This window comes from Acutalibacter sp., assembly GCF_056800975.1.
In genome coordinates this window covers 15,626-35,729 of the sequence record NZ_JBQISV010000014.1, presented here as the reverse complement: position 1 = coordinate 35,729, position 20,104 = coordinate 15,626, and the positions used below count along the sequence as shown (strand labels likewise).

The 20,104-nt window shown below is 59.1% G+C and carries 21 protein-coding genes and 1 pseudogene; 2 read left to right on the top strand and 20 right to left on the bottom strand.

Translation table 11 applies throughout. The annotated features are described in order from the left end of the window. Positions 1 to 227 (bottom strand): annotated as a pseudogene (locus ACTO5E_RS03045) (hypothetical protein); the annotation flags it as partial. Between the two features lie 76 nt (positions 228 to 303). Next, positions 304 to 1,347 (bottom strand): THUMP domain-containing class I SAM-dependent methyltransferase, encoded by a 1,044-nt coding sequence (locus ACTO5E_RS03040; RefSeq protein ID WP_482301474.1) that lies wholly within the window; start codon positions 1,345 to 1,347, stop codon positions 304 to 306. A gap of 325 nt (positions 1,348 to 1,672) precedes the next feature. On the opposite strand from ACTO5E_RS03040, the gene ACTO5E_RS03035 reads away from it, so the two are divergent. Next, positions 1,673 to 2,038, top strand: coding sequence for a metal-dependent transcriptional regulator (locus ACTO5E_RS03035; protein ID WP_482301472.1), 366 nt, complete (start codon positions 1,673 to 1,675; stop codon positions 2,036 to 2,038). Positions 2,039 to 2,119: 81 nt separating this feature from the next. Next, the gene (locus ACTO5E_RS03030; protein WP_482301470.1) at positions 2,120 to 3,391 is read left to right on the top strand and encodes an S-layer homology domain-containing protein; all 1,272 of its coding nucleotides are present in this window, start codon (positions 2,120 to 2,122) and stop codon (positions 3,389 to 3,391) included. A gap of 109 nt (positions 3,392 to 3,500) precedes the next feature. On the opposite strand, the gene ACTO5E_RS03025 is transcribed toward ACTO5E_RS03030, so the two are convergent. The 18 genes from ACTO5E_RS03025 to pyk form a co-directional block, all read right to left on the bottom strand. Then, positions 3,501 to 3,755, bottom strand: a complete 255-nt coding sequence (locus ACTO5E_RS03025; protein ID WP_482301468.1) for a sporulation transcriptional regulator SpoIIID — start codon at positions 3,753 to 3,755, stop codon at positions 3,501 to 3,503. Positions 3,756 to 3,915: 160 nt separating this feature from the next. Beyond that, positions 3,916 to 5,400, bottom strand: coding sequence for an L-fucose/L-arabinose isomerase family protein (locus ACTO5E_RS03020; RefSeq protein ID WP_482301467.1), 1,485 nt, complete (start codon positions 5,398 to 5,400; stop codon positions 3,916 to 3,918). A 98-nt stretch (positions 5,401 to 5,498) separates the two neighbouring features. Continuing rightward, entirely contained in the window at positions 5,499 to 5,855 is a 357-nt protein-coding gene (locus ACTO5E_RS03015) for a cupin domain-containing protein (protein WP_482301465.1), read from the bottom strand. A 64-nt stretch (positions 5,856 to 5,919) separates the two neighbouring features. Further along, positions 5,920 to 7,218 carry a glycoside hydrolase family 27 protein gene (locus tag ACTO5E_RS03010; protein WP_482301464.1) on the bottom strand — a complete coding sequence of 433 codons (1,299 nt, stop codon included), beginning with the start codon at positions 7,216 to 7,218 and terminating at the stop codon, positions 5,920 to 5,922. A gap of 182 nt (positions 7,219 to 7,400) precedes the next feature. Next, positions 7,401 to 8,192 (bottom strand): RnfABCDGE type electron transport complex subunit B, encoded by a 792-nt coding sequence (locus tag ACTO5E_RS03005; RefSeq protein WP_482301462.1) that lies wholly within the window; start codon positions 8,190 to 8,192, stop codon positions 7,401 to 7,403. 51 nt (positions 8,193 to 8,243) lie between these two features. Next, entirely contained in the window at positions 8,244 to 9,428 is a 1,185-nt protein-coding gene (locus ACTO5E_RS03000; protein WP_482301460.1) for a type 2 periplasmic-binding domain-containing protein, read from the bottom strand. Continuing rightward, the gene (locus ACTO5E_RS02995; protein ID WP_482301459.1) at positions 9,419 to 9,817 is read right to left on the bottom strand and encodes a hypothetical protein; all 399 of its coding nucleotides are present in this window, start codon (positions 9,815 to 9,817) and stop codon (positions 9,419 to 9,421) included. Before ACTO5E_RS02995 ends, ACTO5E_RS03000 begins: the two co-directional genes overlap by 10 nt. A gap of 115 nt (positions 9,818 to 9,932) precedes the next feature. Then, positions 9,933 to 10,553, bottom strand: a complete 621-nt coding sequence (locus ACTO5E_RS02990) for an electron transport complex protein RnfA (protein ID WP_482301458.1) — start codon at positions 10,551 to 10,553, stop codon at positions 9,933 to 9,935. Then, entirely contained in the window at positions 10,553 to 11,248 is a 696-nt protein-coding gene (locus ACTO5E_RS02985) for an RnfABCDGE type electron transport complex subunit E (RefSeq protein ID WP_482301457.1), read from the bottom strand. The genes ACTO5E_RS02990 and ACTO5E_RS02985 overlap by 1 nt, the downstream gene beginning before the upstream one ends. Before the next feature lie 2 nt (positions 11,249 to 11,250). Then, entirely contained in the window at positions 11,251 to 11,811 is a 561-nt protein-coding gene (locus ACTO5E_RS02980; protein WP_482301455.1) for an RnfABCDGE type electron transport complex subunit G, read from the bottom strand. After that, positions 11,808 to 12,773, bottom strand: a complete 966-nt coding sequence (locus ACTO5E_RS02975; RefSeq protein WP_482301453.1) for an RnfABCDGE type electron transport complex subunit D — start codon at positions 12,771 to 12,773, stop codon at positions 11,808 to 11,810. Before ACTO5E_RS02975 ends, ACTO5E_RS02980 begins: the two co-directional genes overlap by 4 nt. A 154-nt stretch (positions 12,774 to 12,927) precedes the next feature. Then, positions 12,928 to 14,271 (bottom strand): electron transport complex subunit RsxC, encoded by a 1,344-nt coding sequence (gene rsxC / locus ACTO5E_RS02970; protein ID WP_482301452.1) that lies wholly within the window; start codon positions 14,269 to 14,271, stop codon positions 12,928 to 12,930. Between the two features lie 389 nt (positions 14,272 to 14,660). Beyond that, positions 14,661 to 15,101, bottom strand: a complete 441-nt coding sequence (locus ACTO5E_RS02965; RefSeq protein WP_482301450.1) for a zinc ribbon domain-containing protein — start codon at positions 15,099 to 15,101, stop codon at positions 14,661 to 14,663. 117 nt (positions 15,102 to 15,218) lie between these two features. Then, on the bottom strand, positions 15,219 to 15,695 hold the full coding sequence (locus ACTO5E_RS02960; protein WP_482301448.1) for an NUDIX domain-containing protein: 477 nt from the start codon (positions 15,693 to 15,695) through the stop codon (positions 15,219 to 15,221). Positions 15,696 to 15,757: 62 nt separating this feature from the next. Beyond that, on the bottom strand, positions 15,758 to 16,789 hold the full coding sequence (locus ACTO5E_RS02955; protein WP_482301446.1) for a 3-deoxy-7-phosphoheptulonate synthase: 1,032 nt from the start codon (positions 16,787 to 16,789) through the stop codon (positions 15,758 to 15,760). 40 nt (positions 16,790 to 16,829) lie between these two features. Further along, positions 16,830 to 17,753 carry a prohibitin family protein gene (locus ACTO5E_RS02950; RefSeq protein WP_482301444.1) on the bottom strand — a complete coding sequence of 308 codons (924 nt, stop codon included), beginning with the start codon at positions 17,751 to 17,753 and terminating at the stop codon, positions 16,830 to 16,832. Positions 17,754 to 17,796: 43 nt separating this feature from the next. Then, on the bottom strand, positions 17,797 to 18,258 hold the full coding sequence (locus ACTO5E_RS02945; RefSeq protein WP_482301442.1) for a hypothetical protein: 462 nt from the start codon (positions 18,256 to 18,258) through the stop codon (positions 17,797 to 17,799). Between the two features lie 63 nt (positions 18,259 to 18,321). Further along, complete coding sequence (gene pyk, locus ACTO5E_RS02940) at positions 18,322 to 20,067, bottom strand: pyruvate kinase (RefSeq protein WP_482301440.1); 1,746 nt, start codon at positions 20,065 to 20,067, stop codon at positions 18,322 to 18,324. Between the last annotated feature and the right edge of the window lie 37 nt (positions 20,068 to 20,104).

Here is a 20,104-nt window from a genome sequence, read left to right as displayed (position 1 = left end):
GGGGTAAAGCCATCCTGGCTCCGAATCTCCCGGGCGGCCTGGCTGGTGGGCAGGTTTTCCAGGGCGGCGGTATACAGCCAGTAGCCCCGCAGGGCCACCCAGCCGCCTGCCAGCAGGCACAGGGTAAAAAGGGTTAAAAACACATTGCGCACAGCCAGAATAGCAAATCTCTTTTTGCTGACGGTTTTTTTCACTGTTATCGCTCCCTTGTTGTTTACTGACATCATGATAACAGCGCTTTCTTACGAACTCCTTACGGGAATTCTTTAGAATCCCTGTCAGGGTCTTACAGTCCTGTAAGCTTCACCGGTTCAGCAGAAACAGCCCTGCCTTTTTGCCTGAGACCAGCAGGTTGTACCGGGCATTTAAGGTCAGCTGGGGCACAGCCTCAGCGGCAGAAAGAAGCTCCTCCTTAGCGGCAGTGAGCACCACGGCCCTGCCGCCTGGCTTCAGGGCCCGGGCAAGCTCTTGCAGCAGCAGCCGGTAGAATTCCCCCAGCTCCATGCCCACCTGCTCGTAGAGCCCCCAGGGCGGGTCGGTGATCACCGCGTCCAGGGCCTCGGGCAGGGTTCGGGAGAGGGTAAGGGCGTCCCTTTCCGCTATGTCCACATGGGGACGGTTCCCCAGCTTCTCCCGGGTGACGGCCAGGGGGGCGGGGGCATTGTCGCTGGCATACATGCGGGCAAAGGGGAAACGCTTGCAGCGCTGCAGAGGGATGGCTCCATAGCCGCAGAAGGGGTCCGCCACCACATCGGTGGGCTTGGGTGCGGTGAGCCAGCACATCATATACGCCAGCTCTGGGTGGAGCTCGCCCGGGTGCAGCACCTTGTCATAGGCCCGGTGGCGGCTGAGCCGCTGCAGGAACCAGGCCTGCCCGTTGTCCCGCACCAGGGCCCAGAACTCCTGGTCAGGCAGGCTCCGGTCCAGGCGCAGGCCGGTTCGGGCGGCAATCAGCTTCTCCGCCCCAGTCTTTGCGGCCTTTGACACAGAGACCAGCTGATTTTTGCAGGAGACCACCAGCCGGAAGGTTCTGGCCTTTCCCCGGCTCTTGGGGGGCCAGTCTATGGAAGCGGCGGGGAGGGCGCGGAGGAATTTTTCCAGGCCAGCAGGACTGGGGGGCGCGGGGGCGCGGAAAAGGACCCGGAAAATGTTGTGGAAGCAGAACAGGTTCAGGTCGCTGTAGGGCACGGCGGTAGAAAAGACAAGGGCGCCGGAAAAGCTGCTCTGAAGAACCAGGTCGGGCAGACGCTGGCGGAGAATGGCAGCGGCCAGCTCCTCGGCGCCGGGGATGAGGGTGGCGAAGAAGGTGTTTGACATAGAGGCCTCCTGAGGGGTGATAGGGTCCATAGGCTTGCGTCTTATTTTTTACTGGCGGGACAATGGAGGGGCCGGTTGGTTGGGAGGAAATTGCGGGGTTCTCCTACATGGCATGGGTGGCTTTGTGAAGCGAATGTCAAACTTCACGAGGCGAACGTCAGACCTTGCTGAGACAATGTCAGACTAACGACCCCAAGGCAAGAGCGCCCAGGGTTGTCTGTGACCTTGTCCTCCTTACCGAAGGGAACCGTAAAAACCGTTTGAACGCTCTCATTGTCTGTCCCGGGGCTTGATTTTTTTTCTCTGGGGTTATATAATTATATATAACGTGTTTTCGAGAGGAGCTGCAATTTCTGTGAAAAAAATTCAGGAATCCGCCGAAAATTATCTGGAAACCATCCTCATTCTTCAGCAGCGGCGGGGCTATGTGCGCTCTGTGGACATTGCCGCCGAGATGGAGTTCAGCAAGCCCAGTGTCAGCGTGGCCATGAAGCACCTGCGGGAGCGGGGCCACATTACTGTGGACAGGGACGGGCTCATCTCCCTGACCCCCCAGGGGCAGCAAATTGCCGAGGGCGTTTACGAACGCCACCTGCTGTTCACCCGCTGGCTCACCTCGCTGGGGGTGGACCCGGAGCTGGCCGCAGAGGACGCCTGCCGCATTGAGCATGTGATCAGCGAGGAGAGCTTCCGGGCTATTCAAAAGCATGTGGACGGATAGCTCTCCCTATTATAGCGCACTGCCGTCCCCTTTGCAACCGGGACGGAGCAAGCATATCATCCATTCAGGAGGTCGACGAAAATGAAACGAGTTCTTTCCATTCTGCTGGCTCTGTGCCTGGTGGTGGCCGCGCTTCCCGCCGGGGCCCTTGCCGTCGGCGCGCCCACCCAGCAGGAGGTCCAGGAGCGCATTATGGCTATGCAGCCCCAGTATCCTACCGGGACGCCCTGGTCCAACGCCGATTACTATGCCTGGAAGGGCGGGATCTACTCCGGAGGCTACGGCTGCGCCGGCCTTGCGTTTTTGCTCAGCGACGCCGCCTTTGGCAGCCTGCCCGCCAGAGTGGTCCGGCCTGTCCGCTTTGACCAGGTGAAGATTGGCGACATTCTGCGCATCAATGGCGATACCCACAGCGTCATCGTCACCGATAAGACAGAGGACACGGTGGTGCTTGCAGAGGGCAACCTTACCTATTGGGGCATGTACGACAATCAGCAGGTGGTCTACTGGGGACGGAGTCTTACTGCGGAAGAGGTAAACAACGCGGACTATATGCTCACCCGCTACCCGGATGACGCCGCCCCGGAGCCTACGCCAGAGCCCACGCCGGAGCCTACGCCCGAACCCACATCAGAGCCCACGCCGGAGCCTACGCCTGAGCCCACATCAGAGCCCACACCCGAGCCCACGTTGGAGCCTACGCCCGAGCCCACATCAGAGCCCACGCCGGACCCTGTGCCTGATCCCACCTTCAGCCCTGAGCCGGGGGATTCTACGCCTGCGCCCAACCCTACTCCCGTCCCGGCTTTCCCGGATGTGCCTGTCAACAGCTGGTATACCGGCGCGGTGGAATATGTGGCAGACCGGGGCCTGATGGGCGACACAGGCACAGGGCGGTTTGAGCCCAATAAGCCCGTCACCCGGGGCCAGGTGGTCACCATTCTCTACAGCCTGGACGGCAAGCCATCTGTGGACAATACCATCCATTACCCTGACGTGAAGGGCGGCTACTATTATGACCCGGTCCGCTGGGCCTCGCTGAATGGCATTGTCAGCGGCTATGGCGACGGGCGATTTGGCCCCAACGACCGGGTCACCCGCCAGGACTTTGCCCTTATTCTTCGGAACTATGCCCGCTTCAAGGGCTATGATGTAAACGACTATGACAGCCTGACCGGCTTTGAAGACAGCGGAAGCATCTCCGGCTATGCCCGGCCCGCCCTGCAGTGGGCGGTGGGGGCGGAGCTGCTGGGAGGCTCCGGCGGCAGGCTGATGCCCAAGGGCACGACCAACCGGGCCCAGATGGCTGTCATCCTTAAGGCATTCTGCCAGAACATCGTTGGAATGGACTGAGTCCCAGCCAGTCCTGATGAATAAAGAACAGCCCTGCCCGCCTCCTGGTAACAGAGGCCGGGCAGGGCTGTTCTCATTTTCCTTTTTCCGTACATTTCCAGGCGCGGCCCTATTTCAGGGACTCATATTTCTTTTTGGTGGCAAGGCCCCCCCGGATATGCCGCTGGGCCTTGTTCACCGCCAGCACATTCTTCACATCCCGATACAGCCCCCGGTCGATATATTTCAGCCGCTGGGATACGTCTTTATGTACCGTACTCTTGCTGATCCCAAACTGCTTGGCGGCCCGGCGGACGGTGGCGTTGTTTTCCACAATGAATTCCCCCAGCTTGGTAGCGCGGTCGTCTATCACATTGTTTGACATACAGGACACCTTCTTTCGGTGTTCTATATGTATGCGCAGGGCCGCTGGGGTATTCTGGGAATTTCCGCCGGTTTACCTGCCGGTCAGGCTGAATGGGACGCTGCTTCCACAACAAAAAGGAGCCGGCCGTTTTGCGGCCAGCTCCCTTGTTCCGACAGCCTTACGCAAAGGGGTTCTCGCTGGGGTAGAGCATATTCTTGGGCTGGTTAAAGCCAATGTCAGAGACGCCCAGGAACTTGAACACCTCGAACAGGGCCTTGCCGTGATGCCCGAAGGCTACCGCGCCGTGATGGGGGTAGTTTTTCTCAATGAGCACATGGCGGTAGAACCGGCCCATCTCCGGGATGGCAAACACGCCGATGCCCCCAAAGGAGCGGGTGGCCACGGGCAGCACCTCGCCCTGGGCCACATAGGCCCGCAGCTGGCAGTCGGCAGTGCTCTGAAGCCGGAAGAAGGTGATGTCGCCGGGGACAATATCGCCCTCCAGGGTGCCCTGGGTGACCTCCTCGGGGAGGCTGCGGGCCATAATCATCTGGTACTTCATGGTGGGGCTGCACAGCTTGGAGGAGCAGGTGTTGCCGCAGTGGAAGCCCATAAAGGTGTCGCTGAACTGATAGGGGAACTTGCCCTCAATGTCAGCCTGATACATGTCCTTGGGCACCGTGTTGTTGATGTCCAGCAGGGTCACAATGTCATTGCTGACACAGGCGCCGATGAACTCGGAGAGGGTGCCATAGATGTCCACCTCGCAGGACACGGGAATGCCCTTGCCGGTGAGGCGGGAGTTTACATAGCAGGGCACAAAGCCAAACTGAGTCTGGAAGGCGGGCCAGCATTTGCTGGTGAGGGCCACATACTGCCGGTAGCCCCGGTGCTCCTCCACCCAGTCCAGCAGAGTGAGCTCATACTGGGCCAGCTTTTCCAGAATCTCGGGCTTCTTATTGCCTTCGCCCAGCTCCTTCTCCATGTCGGCCTTTACCTCCGGAATACGGGGGTCGCCGTCATGCTTGTGGAAGGCCTCGAACAGGTCCAGCTCGGAGTTCTCCTCAATCTCCACCCCCAGGTCATACAGACGCTTGATGGGCGCGTTGCAGGCCAGGAAGTTGAGGGGCCGGGGGCCGAAGCTGATGATTTTCAGGCTATTGAGGCCCACCAGAGCCCGGGCGATGGGAATGAACTCGTGGATCATCCGGGCGCAGTCAGCAGCGTCGCCCACCGGGTTCTCGGGGATGTAGGCCTTGATCTCCCGGAGCTTCAGGTTGTAGCTGGCGTTGAGCATACCGCAGTAGGCGTCGCCCCGGCCGCCCACCAGGTTGTCGCCGCTCTCCTCGGCGGCGGCAATGAACATGGCGGGGCCGTCGAAGTGCTTGGCCAGCAGAGTCTCAGAAATTTCGGGGCCGAAATTGCCCAGATACACCACCAAAGCGTTGCAGCCGCTTTTCTTCACATCCTCCAGGGCCTGGACCATGTGGATTTCGCTCTCCACAATGCAGATGGGGCACTCGTAGACGCTGGCCGCCTCCGCGCCGTATTGGGCGGCAAAGGCCTCCATCAGGGCCTTGCGGCGGTTGACGGAGAGGGACTCGGGGAAGCAGTCCCGGGACACGGCCACAACGCCGATTTTGACTTCTGGAATGTTGTTCATTGGAAATTCCTCCATAATTTGCCATAATAAAGGGCTTGTGCATATCATACCGCAAACCCGGCGAAAAATCAACCGAAAAGCCGGAATACCAGGAAAAATTATCGCTCTCCCATTGTGACCTCAAACACCAGCAGCTCCAGGTCCGCGCTGCCCGTGTTGCGGATGCCGTGGGCGGCAAAGGGGGCGTTCATCATAATATCCCCCTTTTTGACAGTCTGCTCCTGGCCCTCCTGCTGGTAGACGCCCTCGCCGGCCAGCACCACATAGAACTCGTTGTCATTGCCATGGGTATGCAGGCCAAAGCTGGCCCCAGGGGGAAGAACCGTGTAGTTGATGAACTGCACAGGGGCGTTGATCTCACTGCCGGAGAAAACCGTGGCATGGGGGCAGAGGCCGTCGCCCCCGTGAATGGGCTCGGGCTTTTTAGGCGCGGTAAGAAAATTGTGGATCAGCACAGGCAGGACCTCCTGACACAGGTTAATCACAGCACCATATTGCTGTATGGCGGGTTTGTGTTCTTCAGCTCAGCCGGTACACGGCGCTGGCATGGGGGGCCAGCCGGGCGGCAAGGCGGCTCTCTGCCACCGGGACAGCTTCGCCGCTCCACAGCTCCTCTCCCTGGGCGGTCTCCGGCCACAGGTCTCCAAAGTCCATGGCAACCTCCCGCTCCTGGTCAGAGAGGTTGAACAGCCCCAGATACCGCTCGCCGGTCTTTTGGTTCTCCGCCACCCATACCGCCTCATCCTCTGTGCGGTGAATCTGGTCCGGCCGGCAGTCCGGGGTGAGCATAGCCAGCACCTTCTGGTTGGTGAGCAGGGACAGGGTCCAGTCGTCCAGCAGAGACAGCTCTGCGCCTACCATCAGGGGCGAACCGAACAGGCACCACAGGTTCATCATGGTGCGCTGCTCGTCCCTGGTGAAGCCCGTGGCCCGCTCCCGGCCAAAGCCGCCGCCCAGCCGGCCCACAGGGAGCATGTCGCAGTCCGGGTAGCAGCCCGCCTTTACATGGTCCTGCCAGATCTCGCACCGGGGGAACATATCCTTGAGCAGCGGCCACTCATCCCAGAAATCGTCAGAAATGCGCCACATATTCGCGTGCTTTGCGTAGTGCCAGGACTTTTGGATAATAGCCGGCCCGGGGGACAGGGACAGCACAATGGGCCGGCCGGCCTTTTGAATGGCGCTGCTGAGCATCTCGATCTCATGCTTGCGGGCATAGCCCAGCTCGGTGTGGTCGTTCAGGTTGTCGGTGTTGCAGATGTCGTCGCACTTGATGAAGTCCACGCCCCAGTCCGCGTACTGCTGGATGATGGAGTCATAATAGGCCTGACCCTCGGGGGTGTTTCTGACGCCGTACATGTAGGGGTTCCAGCGGCAGACATTGTTGGGCTCGGCGATATGGTCGGCGGTGGTGTCTGTGCCCATGATTTTCAGGTGCTGGTGGGCCGCCTGCCGGTGAATGCCCCGCATGATGTGGATGCCGAACTTCAGCCCCAGGCTGTGGATATAGTCTGCCAGGGGCTTGAAGCCCTGGCCTCCTGCCGCGCTGGGGAACCGGGCCGGGTCTGGCTGCAGGCGGGCGTACTCGTCCAGCTCGGCGGTGTTGAAGGGCAGGTAGAAATAGTTCTGGTCTGTGCCGTCTGCCCCGTGGGCGTACCAGGAGATGTCAATGACCACATACTCCCAGCCAAAGGGCTTGAGTTTTTCGGCCATGGCCCTGGCGTTGGCCTTTACCTGTTCCTCGGTGACAGCGGTGCCGTAGTAGTCGTAGCTGTTCCACCCCATGGGCGGGGTGGGACAAAAGGCGTTTTTGTTCATAAAGATTTCCTCCTGCGTGTTAATAATATTGTAAGGCGCCGGCTTGACGAAGGGAAGGGCATCCCAGTCTCCGCAGGCTTTGCCTTCTGGAGGGACCGGGACGCTCCACTTGGGCCTCCCGCAATGTGGGAGAGCCGGCTGATTTTTAGGTCGGCTTCTTGAGAAAGGAGCGGCTTGGCTCTTTATGCCCTCTCCATCGTAATCACATGCCGGGGGCAGGCCTCGGCGCATTTGCCGCAGCCCGTGCACTTGGCAGGGTCCACCACAGCCAGGCCGTTCTTCACAGTAATGGCTCCGGCCTCGCAGGTCTTCTGGCACTTCATGCAGCCAATACAGCCTACCTTGCAGGCCTGCATGGTGGCCTTGCCCTTGTCGCAGCTGGAACACCGCACCACAGCCATTGTCTTCACCGGGGCCAGATGAATAAGCCCCTTAGGGCAGGCGGCGGTACACTTGCCGCAGGCTACGCATTTGTCCGGGTCAATAACCGCTACGCCGTTGCACAGCGCAATGGCTCCATAGCCGCAGGCGGCCAGGCAGTCGCCAAGCCCCAGACAGCCGAACCGGCAGCTGGAAGCCCCGCCGTTCAGAAGAGAGGCGGCAGTGCAGCTTTCCAGGCCGTCATACTCCATTTTTTCGGTGGTATTGTCGGCGCTGCCCATGCAGTGGACAAAAGCGGCCCTGCGCTCCATCTCCACTGCGCCGGAGCCCAGGATTTTCCCGCATTTGGCGGCCACGTCCGCCCCGCCGGGAGAGCACAGGCCGGGCGCAGCCTCGCCCTTGGCCATAGCCGCCGCATAGCCGGGACAGCCTGAGTAGCCGCAGGCTCCGCAGTTGGCCCCGGGCAGAACAGCCTCAAGGGCCTCGGCCTTCTCGTCCTTGGGCACAGCCATGACGATGGAGGCCACCGCCAGCACCACACCGGCCAACAGGCCGATGACGCCCACAATCATAATAGGTGTTACAATTTCCATTGCTGTCACGTTCCTTTCTGGGCTTATCCCCAGGGTTTGTAAGTAAAAAAGCTAACTTTCCGCCAGCATCATTTTTAGGGTGGTGTAGCACTTGTCACAGGCCTTGCGGATGTCCTCATCCGTGAGAGCTTCGCCATCGTATACCCGTGTTATCAGCTCTGCCATCATCCGGTCGATCTCACGGTCTACATTGCTGGTATAGTAGGCGTAGCCAATGCTCTCCCGGGCTTCCTTCAGCAGTTCGCGCTGGGAGCCGCCCAGGGTTTCAATATATTTGTACCGGCCCTTGGGATTGCTTAAAAGCCCCATATGTACCGGCACCAAGCCCTCGCCTGCCATGTAGAAGAAGGTCATCTGGTCAGAGTTGTACTTGTAGGTTTCGGTTGGAATCCAAAAAGCCTCTTGGCTGAGAAAGTCCTTGCTCAGCAGGCAGTCCACAATGAAGAAAGCGTCATCAGGGTGCTTGGTGTTTTTGTTGACGGCGCACCAGGTCTCAATAGGGGCGTTGATCTGGCCCTTCTCGTTGTGGAACACGAAGGAAGTGAAAGCGGCATCCTCCACAGAGGGATACCCGGCCCAGTTGCCCACAAAAGCCAGCATTTTTGACAGAGAATCCACATAGCTCCCGCTTGTGACCTCTTTCAGACGAGGGACAGCCTGGGCATACAGGTTTACCGCCTCCTTGCAGCGTTGAAAGAACGTTTCCTGGTCCAGGAGCAATTCTTCCTTCTGGTTGTCTGCCACCTGTCCAAAGCACATATTCCGAAAACGGGTGAACCGCAGGCCAAAGCCATATGCCTCCAAGATATACTCGTCCTGTCCGGCCATTGCAACGCCCTGGTCCCAGCTGCCGGGCAGGCTTCCGGGGTCCGCCTCTTTGGCAAGGACCGCCTGGTCCAGCTGGTAGAACATAGGCAGAACTACTTGGCCCTGGTCATTGCGCCCGGCAGCCATAACTGTGGGGTCCAGCTTGTCAAAGTCCATAAACCGGGCGTTTGCGATATAGTCGTCCAAAGGCAGGAACAGTCCCTTTTTCATGGCGCTCTCGGGATTTTGAAAGAGGGTGTTTTTTGGCACATATGTCTCTCCCTCAAAGCTGTCGATACCATATCCAAAGCCGGACATCAGAAACACGTCAGGCCCGGCCCCGGCGGCAAGCTCTGTGCGGATGTGGGTCAGCTCGGAATCATAGGCCCCGCCCTCATCCATCGGCAGCACGTTCAGCTCTACCTCCATGCCGCTGGGAACGCCCCCAAAGTGCTTGAGTATGGTCTGAAAATCTGCTTGCCTTGGCTGGCCTGGGAGGACCTGCCCATCATTTTGCTGCGGCAGTCAATATCCGTCACCACCCGCAGGATGTCTTTGGCTTCGTTCTCCTGCTCCTGCGCCGCAGCGCTGGCCTGAGCTTTTTCAATTTGCGCCTCAGCCATGGTTTTTGGCTTACTGCTCTCATCCTCGTGGCTTTCACAGCCTCCAAGGGGCAGGCAGAGGAGGAGAAAGGCCAGGACCATTGCAATATACTTTCTCATCTTGTCATCAAATCGTTTTTTTGTAATGTGTTCATGTTTTAATTCACCTTTCGCGGTCAGATCTCGGCCAGCACTATTTTCAGGGCGGCATGGCATGGGCCGTGGCAGATTCCTTCTTCATCCCCAAAGCATTTTCTTTGCGCGTTATGCCGGTACCGTTTTCGAGAAACGGAGCGAGTCGAAGCGAGCGAAACGCGAGTTGGGTGCAGCGTTACGCTGCCAGCCGGTCCACCACGCCGTTGAAGCCCAGAAAGGATACTGCCACCAGGCTTGCCGCCACCAATGTGATGGGCAGACCCCGGAAGGTCTCGGGGATGTCGCAGTCCTCCAGGCGCTCCCGCACCCCGGCGAACAGCAGCATGGCCACCAAAAAGCCAACCCCTGAGCCAAAGGCGTTTACCAGGGACTGCAGATAGCCAAAGCTGGGGTCAGCGGCGCCCTTTTCCAGCACCAGCATGGTCACGCCCAGCACCGCGCAGTTGGTGGTGATCAGCGGCAGGTAGATGCCCAGAGAATTGTACAGAGGGGGCATATACTTGCGCAGCACGGTCTCCAAAAGCTGCACCAGGGCGGCAATCACCAGAATAAACACCAGCGTCTGCAAATACTCCAGCCCCTGGGGCACCAGAATGTACATGTAAATGGGCCAGGTCACTGCCGTGGCAATTACCATGACCACAGTTACCGCACAGCTCATGCCAAAGGCGGTGTCCAGCTTTTTTGACACCCCCAGAAAGGGGCAGATGCCCAAAAATTTATTCAGCACATAGTTTTCGGTGAGAATAGCGGCCAGAAAAATGGCCACCAAGGAACGAATGGTTTGCGCGTCCATTATTCAGCGTCTCCTTTCTTGCAGTCCTTTTCCGCCGCCTTTGTGCAGGAGGCCGCTAAGGGGCAGTGGGCGCAGCCCATGCTCTCAGGGGCGCGGCCCTCCTTCGACAGCTTGCCTGCCAGGGCGATGAGCATACCAAACACAAAGAAGCCCCCCGGAGGCAGCAGGAAAATGATGATGGGCTCCATGAACCCGGAGAGAATGGGCAGGCCGAACACAGTCCCGGCCCCCAGCAGCTCACGGATGATGCCCATAGCCAGCATGGCGGCGGTAAAGCCCACACCCATGCCCAGGCCGTCGATGATGGCGGGCAGAATTTTATTCTTGCTGGCGAACATCTCCGCCCGGCCCAGAATAATGCAGTTGACCACAATCAGCGGCAGAAACACGCCCAGAGCCGTGTCCAGCGCCGGGGAAAAGGCCTTGATGAACATTTGCACAATGGTGACAAAACCTGCGATGACTGTGATAAACGCCGGAATGCGCACCTTGTTGGGGATCACGTTACGCAAAAGGGAGATGACCGCGTTAGAGCACACCAGCACAAAGGTGGTGGCCGCGCCCATGCCAATGGCGTTGCTGGCCGCTGTGGTGACTGCCAGAGTGGCGCAGCAGCCCAGCATCAGCCGCAGCACGGGGTTTTCTATAATAATGCCTTTGGTGAACTCATGCCAAAGGCCTTTTTTCTTTTCCATGCTCAGTTGCCTCCTTCCGAAGCGTATGCGTTCTGATACTGTTCAATGGCAGCGTTCACCGCGTTGGTTACAGCGGTGCTGGTGATGGTGGCCCCGGTCATGGCCTGGATCTCCCCCTCTTTAGGGGCCTGGAACTTCACGACCTGAATGCCCCCGGTCAGGTTGGCCACCGGCTGCTGGTACTGGTCCCGAAACTCCGCCTTTTCCGCGTTGGCCCCCAGGCCGGGGGTCTCGCTGTGGCTGAGCACGATAACGCCGGTAATGCTGCCCTCGGTGCTGATGCCGGTCATCACCTTCACAGTGCCGCCATAGCCCTTGGACTCGGTCTCAAACACATAGCCTACAGCCTGGCCGCTGCTGTCTTTGCCGGTATAGTGGCCGCCGCTCTCCTCAAAGCTCTCTGCCCCGGGGAGCACCACCATGCGGCTCTCCTCAGCCTTTTGGGCCGCTGCCTGGGCGATGCGGTCCTTTGTCAGCATATTGGTGCCTGCCAGCGCTGCCGACACTGCCACACAGATAACAAAAAGGATGGCGGCAGGCTTTAACACCTCTTTCAAATTCATGCCGCGTTCTCCTCCTTCTTCTTTTTCTTGGGGGACCCGAAGGCCCTGGGCTTAACATAGCGCTCAATGAGCGGGGTGATAATGTTCATAAGTACAATAGAGTAGCTGACCCCCTCGGGCAGAGAGCCGAACTCCCGGATCATCACAGTCAGCAGGCCGCAGCCAATGGCGAAAATCACCCGGGCCCAGAAGTACAGGGGGCTGGTGGTGTAGTCGGTGGCCATAAAGAACGCGCCCAGCATCAGGCCCCCGGCCAGCAGGTCAAACAGAGGGTCCCGGCCCAGGATGAGGGAGAACACAGCCACAGTCGCCAGGTAAGTAACAGGGATGACAGGGCTGATCACATTCCTCACAATCAGATACAGCCCGCCGATGAGGATGGCCAGGGCGCAGGTCTCGCCCAGACAGCCCCCGTGGGCGCCCAGCAGCAGTTGCTGGTAATCCGGGGCGCTGTTGGGGGAATAGACATACATCATCCCCGAAAGGGGGGTGGCAGTGGTCACCGCGTCGGCAGTGGCGCTGTAGTCAAAGGCTCCCACCCAGTGGGTCATGCGGGCGGGGAAGGAGTTCATCAGCACAATGCGGGCGGTGAGGGCAGGGTTGACAAAGTTCTGCCCAATGCCGCCGAACATCTGCTTGACCACCACAATGGCCACCACGCCGCCAAAAGCGGCGATGAGGGGGTTGATGGTGACAGGCAGGTTCAAAGCCAGCAGCAGGCCGGTGACAATGCAGCTCAGGTCTCCTACGGTCTGAGAGCGTTTCATGGCCTTGCGGGAGAGGTACTCGCTGGCAACGCAGCTGAGGATGCACACGGCAATCACCAGCAGGGCTCGGGGCCCGAAGATAATCACAGACGCGATGGCTGCGGGACAGAGCCCGATAATCACGTCCAGCATGATGTTTTGGGTGGTCTTCCTCCCGTTAAAGTGGGGGGAGGAGGACACAATCAGTTTGTCCATTCTATCAATTCCTTTCTTTTTGGGAAGGATTCGCGGAATAGCCTCCGGCGGCTTAGAACCTTTTTTGTAAAAAAGGTTCTAAGAACTCCAAAAAACTTTTACGTCGCGCTTCTGAGGCGGTTTTTACCGGTGGGCCTATCGCCCGCGATAAGTGTCATTTCTTCTGGCTGGCTTTTCTGACATAGGCCTTGCCCATGCGGATGCTCTGCACCAGTCTTCGCCCTGCCGGGCAGGAGAAGGCGCAGCAGCCGCACTCCATGCAGGTCATCACGTCCAGCTCCAAAAGGGCCTCCACGTCCTTTTTCTGGGCGGCTTTTTCCAGCTTGGTGGGCATCAGGTTCATGGGGCAGGCTGCCACGCACCTGCCGCAGCGAATGCAGTCTGTGGTGTCGTACATTCTGGCCACTTTTTCATCAAAGGCCAGAATGGCGTTGTTCTGCTTCAGAATGGGCAGCTGGCCCCCAGTGATGGCAATGCCCATCATGGGCCCGCCCATCAGCATCTTTTTCGGCTCTGAGCGGTAGCCCCCGCAGAACGCCATCACATCGTCAATGGGCGTGCCAATGGGGACGATTACGTTCTGGGGGTTCTTCACCGCCGAACCGTCAATGGTCACCCGCTTTTGGGTGAGGGGCATGCCCGTGCGCATATAGCTTGCCAAAAATGACACCGAGGCAATGTTCATCACCAGACAGCCCACATCGGCGGGCAGGGCCCCGGCAGGCACCATGCGGCCGGTGCAGGCCTGCACCAGCACCTTCTCCGCGCCCTGGGGGTAGCGGCTTTTCAGGGCCAGCACCCGCACCTCGTCCTTGGGGTCCATCTGGGGGTTGTCCGCAATCTCTGTGAGCTTCTGGATGACGTCAGGCTTGTTGTCCTCCACCGCGATGAGCACCCGGTGCACGTCCAGAATCTCCTTCACCTTATAGATGCCGTCCAGAACGTTTTTGCCGTTCTCCAGGGCCTCCCGGTGGTCGCTGGTGACATAGGGCTCGCACTCGGCCACGTTGATGATGAGGGTGTCGATATTCTTGCCCTCGGGCACATTCAGCTTCACATGGGCCGGGAAGCCCGCGCCCCCCAGACCCACCAGCCCGGAGGCCCGGGCCGCTGCGGCCAGGGATTTTTTGTCTGTGATGGGGGCAGGGGGCTGAATGGCCGGGTCCGGCTCCATCAGCCCGTCCGAGTCAATGACAACAGCGTCTACCGGCCGGTCGCCGGTGAGCATGACCTGAGTGACCTCTGCCACAGTGCCTGACACAGAGGCGTGAATGGGGGCGCTGACAAAGGCCTCGCTGTCACCCACCACCTGGCCCACATATACATGGTCGCCTTTTTTCACAGTGGGTACGCAGGGCGCGCCGATGTGCTGCTGCATGGGCAGAACCACCCGGGCGGGCGGCGGCATCACAGCGGACTGGGCCTGCCAGGTGTTCTTGTGGTGGGGGACCGGCGCGCCGCCATGGGTTTTGAACGGGCGCTTGGGGAATTGCTCCATAATCGTCACGATCCTTTCTTGGGCGGGCGGGAGAGAAAACGCCGCTGCCCGGATTCCTTCAAAAAAAATTCACAAATTCATTTTACCGCAAAACAGGGGTTTGTGCAACCAGAAATAGCAGGAATCAGGAAAAAACTCTGAAGAAAGCCAAAATGCGCGGCAGAGGCCGTCCCAGTACACAGAGCGAAGGGCGCTGTCCATTCAGATAAAGACGCTTCCTCCGTTGACAATATCGGAAGAAATGAAAACAAGAGGATAGTATTTCTCCATCGCCTGGTTCGCCGTAGTCAAGCATAAAGAGAATGCCTTCCCAATTTCTACCCAAGTGAAGCAGAAATAAAAAAGCCCGCCCCCTGCTGCAAACGGGGCGGGCTTGGCATTTTTTCTGACTATTTGGCCCAGTGGGCCAGCCGGGGTAGCTGCTGAGAGAAGTATTCCCGGGCCTTTTCGGGAGGAAACTCCTGGTTGGACATGTGGTCCGCCAGAAAGTCCAGCAGCTCCTCCATACTGCTGTAGACAAAAGAGCCGTCCGTATAGCACCACTTGCAGTAGTCCTCGTTAAAGCTCCCGTCCGGCTCCCGGCTGATGCTGGCGTCGTCCAGGGGCATGCCGCAGCACTGGCAAACCAGCTGCCGGGGCGAGCCCAGCAGGGTGTTGATGGACACATCAAACAGCTGAGACAGCAGCTTCAGAGCCGCTATGTCCGGGGTGGTTTCCCCGTTCTCCCAGCGGCTGACCGCCTGGCGGGTGACAAACACCTTCTCAGCCAGCTGGCTTTGGGAGAGTCCCTGTCTTCCTCTCAATTCTGCAATTACGTCTTTGGTTTCCATTTGCGCGCGCTCCCTTCGGGTTTGGTGAATGGCTTTTTTCAGGTATTGACAATATCATACCGCATTTGCCCCCAAAAGAAAAGCAACGGTCTGTTGCCCCCCTCCAGGGCCTGCCGGCTACATAACAACCTCGTCCCGCCGGATGCTGCCCAGATATACCGGCCCGGGGGCGTTCAACACCTGGGCCACCCGGCCCCGGAGCTGAAGGGGCACCAGGGGCAGGGCTTCCGCCTCCTGGGGGGTGAACCAGGCGCTGCCGGTCTGCTGAAAGTCCGGCTCTGACTTTTCCCCCACCGGCCCGGGCAGTACCCTCACCAGAAAGATGTGCATGCACCGGTGGCAGTATTGGGGAAAACGCCGCCTCATGTCCTCGTTGGTGAAGATCTCCTCGCACAACGCCGCAAACCGCACCGGTTCTACCCTAAGCCCGGTCTCCTCCCGTACCTCCCGGACCACTGCCTCCTCCATAGTCTCATAGGGGTTCTGCCCGCCGCCGGGCAAATCGTAGTAGAGTTCTCCTGTACTGGTCAAATGGCTGTTCAGCAGCAGCTTGCCGTCCTTTAGTATCAGCGCCTTGGCTGAGTTTCGTATCATAAGCTCTCCTTCTCTCTGTCAATAGAATCGCAAGAGGGACCTCCCGGCGGCACACCCAAGCCTCAGGCCCTCTCCGCCATGGTCAGAATAAGTCTTCGGGTGTCTGCCCAGCCCAGGCAGGGATCGGTGATAGACTTGCCGTATACCCGCTCTCCCTCAATGGGCTGACAGCCCTCCTCCAAATAGCTCTCAATCATCACGCCCTTGATCAGGCGGCGGAGTTCCGGGCTGTAGCTCCGGCTGTGGAGCACCTCGCTGACAATGCGCACCTGCTCCTTATACTTTTTATCTGAATTGGAGTGGTTCACGTCTACAATCACGGCCGGGTTCTTTAGGTCCCGCTCTCCGTAAAGCTCTGAGAGGCGTTTCAGGTCCTCATAGTGGTAGTTGGGCACACAGGTGCCGTACTTGTCCACCCCGCCCCGAAGAATGGCGTGGGCCAGCGGGTTGCCTGCCGTAGTGGCGTCCCAGCCCCGGTAAAGGAAATTGTGGGAGCTCTGAGCCGCCTGAATGGAGTTGAGCATAACGGACAGGTCGCCGCTGGTGGGGTTCTTCATGCCCACGGGAATGTCCATGCCGCTGGCGGTGAGGCGGTGCTGCTGGTTCTCCACGGACCGGGCCCCCACTGCCTCATAGCACAGCACATCGTCCAGGTAGCTGCGGTTTTCGGGGTAGAGCATCTCGTCGGCAGCAGTAAGGCCGCACTCCTCCATCACCCGGATGTGCATCCGCCGGATGGCAATAATGCCCTCCAACAGGTCCGGGGCCTTGTCGGGAGAGGGCTGGTGGAGCATACCCTTATAGCCCTGGCCAGTGGTGCGGGGCTTGTTGGTGTACACCCGAGGGATGAGCACCAGCCGGTCCTTCACCGCCTCGTTGAGCTCTGCCAGGCGGTGGACATAGTCCAGCACTGCGTCCTCGTTGTCAGCAGAGCAGGGGCCGATGATGACAATGAACTGGTCCGACTTCCCCTCAAACACGGCCCGGATCTCCTGGTCCCGCCTGGTCTTCATGGCTTGAATGGCAGGAGAGAGGGGGTATTGGGCTTTTAGATCAGCGGGCAGGGGCAGCTGGCGGTTGAGCGTCATGGACATGGGTATCACCCTTTCGTTTGGTTTTTGTTCTCAGAGAAGATTATTCCCCGTTCTGAGGCGCAGGCGTGGCCCCCACATTGTCCATGCGGATGATGGTGTCCGCGCCGGTGACAGTGGGCAGCTGGCCGTTCCACTTCTGAATTTTGTAGTAGTCGATCAGGGGCTGGGTCAGGGAGGCGGCGATTTTTTCGTTGGCCACAGCCTCTTTCTCGCCGGCATAGGCAGCGGCTTCGGCCTCAATGCGGGCCACCTCTGCGGCGGCCTCCGCGTCAATCACCCGGCGGGAGGCTTCCGCCTCCTTTTCCATGGTCAGCTGGTCCTGCTCGATTTTGGCCCGCAGCTTCTCCTGCTCGGCCACCTGCTTGGCCTCAATGGCCTGCACATACACGTCGGAGAAGTCAAAGTCAATGATGTTGATGTCCGACACATAGATGCCGCTGTCGGAAAGCTTGTTGTTGAGCTCGTCCAGCAAAGCGGAGGAGATGATGTTCCGGTTGGTAATGCTCTGCTCGGCGGTGTACTGGGCCATAATAGACTTCATCACCTCGTTCACCGCAGGGGTCATCAGCACGCTCTCGTAGTTGGTGCCCACGTTTTTCACAATAGAATAGGACTTGGCAGTGTCCACCCGGTAGTTTACCGCCAGGTTGACATTGACGGTCTGCAGGTCTGAGCTGAAGGCCTCGGTGGAGACCTCCAGCTTGACAATGCGGTTGTCCATTTTCGTGACCCTCTGCCAGGGCAGCTTTACATGAAAGCCCTCCTGCAGCACATTCTCGCTGACTTTGCCGAAGGTGGATACCACCCCTGTATGCCCGGCGCTGACCACTGTGAAACAGGAGGAGGAAAAGGCCAGCACAGCCACAATGACAATAATAAGGGGGATGAACCTGGGAATGCCCCGCTTGACCACAGGCTCGCCGTCGGCGTTAATATAGTCGGGCTTCTTTTTAAAAAATGACATGGTTTTTGTTCCTTTCCTGAAATAAAATTCAGAGGTTGGCCGCTCAGGCGGTTTCTTTGTTTTCCAGCAGGCTCAGGCGCGTCCGAATGTCCTCAAGCTGCCGCTGCATCCACCGGGAGTCCCGTTCCAGGCCCACCCGGTGGGAGTGCTCGATCTCATAGCCCTCATACAGGGCGCTGACCCGGTTGCCCACAGCCAGCTCCATGTAGACCTTGACCTCGTGGATGGACTCCGCCAGCTTCTGGTCCTGCTGGGAGAATCTGGCGTCCATGGTCTCCATCACCTTGCGGAACTCTTCCAGCATATGCTCCTCGAACTGGTTCTGCCGGTCAGTCATACGCTGCTCAACGCCGTCGATTTTCTCGGTCATGCGCTGTTCAACATCATCAATCTTCTCGGTCATGCGCTGCTCGACACTGTCAATCTTCTCAGTCAACGCCGCGAAGCCGTTCAGCATGGCCTCTTTCATGCTCTCAAGCTGATTCATCATTTCCTGGTCTGTCATGAGAAGGAACCTCCTTGTGTTTTTATCATTGGCTTACATTTTTACAACAGGCAAGCCGGACTGTCAGCACACGCTCACCCGCCCGGTTCCGGCGTCCAGGGTGACCACCGCGCCGCCCTTGAGGATGCGGGTGGCATGTTCCGCGCCGGTGATGACAGGCTTATCCATGGCCAGGCCCGCAATGGCGGCGTGGCTGTTGGGGCCCGCTGCCTCGGTGATGATGCCCGAAGCCCGGCGCATATAGTCCACAACCGAGTTGTCTGTCTCCGGCACTACGATGATGTCCCCATCCCGGAAGCGCTCCTTCAGGTGCTCCAGATGCTTGCACACGCACAGCCGGGCCGAGACGGTCTTTTCGGTGACGCCCTGGCCGGTGAGCAGCACATGGCCCACCACATGGACCTTCATCATGTTGGTGGTGCCGGAGACTCCCAGAGGCATGCCGGCGGTGATCACCACAATGTCCCCGCTGTGCACCAGCCCTGCTTGCTGGGCGGCCTCTACCGCATGGTCGAACAGGGCGTCGGTGTCGCTCTCCTCGGCAATGAGCAGAGGCGTCACGCCCCAGGAGAGGTTCAGCTGGCGGCAGACGTTCTCCTCGGTAGTGCAGCCCACAATGGGGTAAAGAGGCCGGAATTTGCTGAGCTGCCGTGCTGTGACCCCAGACTTGGTAACTGTAATGATGGCCCGGGCTTCCAGGTCGTGGGCAGTGGTGCAGGTGGCGTGGGAGATGGCATTGGTCACGTCAAAGGCCACATCGCTGTTGTCCCGGGAGTTGAACCGGCGGACATAGTCAATGCTCTCCTCAGCCTTTTCGGCAATGTGGACCATGGTCTCCAAAGCCTCTACCGGGTACAGGCCTGCGGCGGTCTCGCCGGAGAGCATGATGCAGCTGGTGCCGTCGTAAATAGCGTTGGCGACATCCGTGGCCTCGGCCCGGGTGGGACGGGGGTTTTTCATCATGGAGTCCAGCATCTGGGTGGCGGTGACCACCTGCTTGCCCGCCAGGTACGACTTTTTAATCAGCTGCTTCTGAAGCACAGGCACGTCCTGGAAGGGAATCTCCACGCCCATGTCTCCCCGGGCCACCATAATGCCGTCAGCTACCCGGAGGATGTCGTCGATGTTGTTAACGCCCTCCATGTTCTCAATTTTCGCAATAATATTAACGGTCGTACACTGGTATTCCTTCAAAATCTGGCGGATTTCCAGAATGTCGGCAGCAGAGCGGGTAAAGGAGGCGGCGATGAAGTCAAACCCGTTCTCAATGCCAAAGATAATGTCAGCCCGGTCCCGCTCGCTGATAAAGGGCATGGAGAGCTTGGTGCCAGGCACATTGATGCCCTTATGGTTGGAAACCCGGCCCCCGTTGATAACCGTGCACACAATGTCTGTGTCAGACACCCGCTCGGCCTTCATCTCCACCAGGCCGTCGTCAATGAGCACCCGGGCGCCGGGCTTCAGGTCCCGGGGCAGGTCCTGGTAGCTGATGGAGACAGTCTGGTTGTCTCCGGGCACCTCCCGGGTGGTGAGGGTGAAGCTGTCCCCTGGATGGAGCTCAATGGGCCCTTCGGCAAAGCTTCCCACCCGAATCTCCGGGCCCTTGGTGTCCAGAATGGTGGCAATGGGCAGACCCAGCTCCTCCCGCAGGCGAATGACCGTGTCCAGCTTCTGCCGGGCGTCGGCATGGTCCAGATGGGAGAAATTGAACCGGGCGGCGTTCATCCCGCCCAGCATCAGCCGGCGCAGAACGCTCTCGTCTTCGGTGGCAGGGCCCAGGGTGCAGATAATCTTGGTCTTTCTTTTCATGGGGGACACTCCTTTGGGGTAAAAGTTTTGATATATA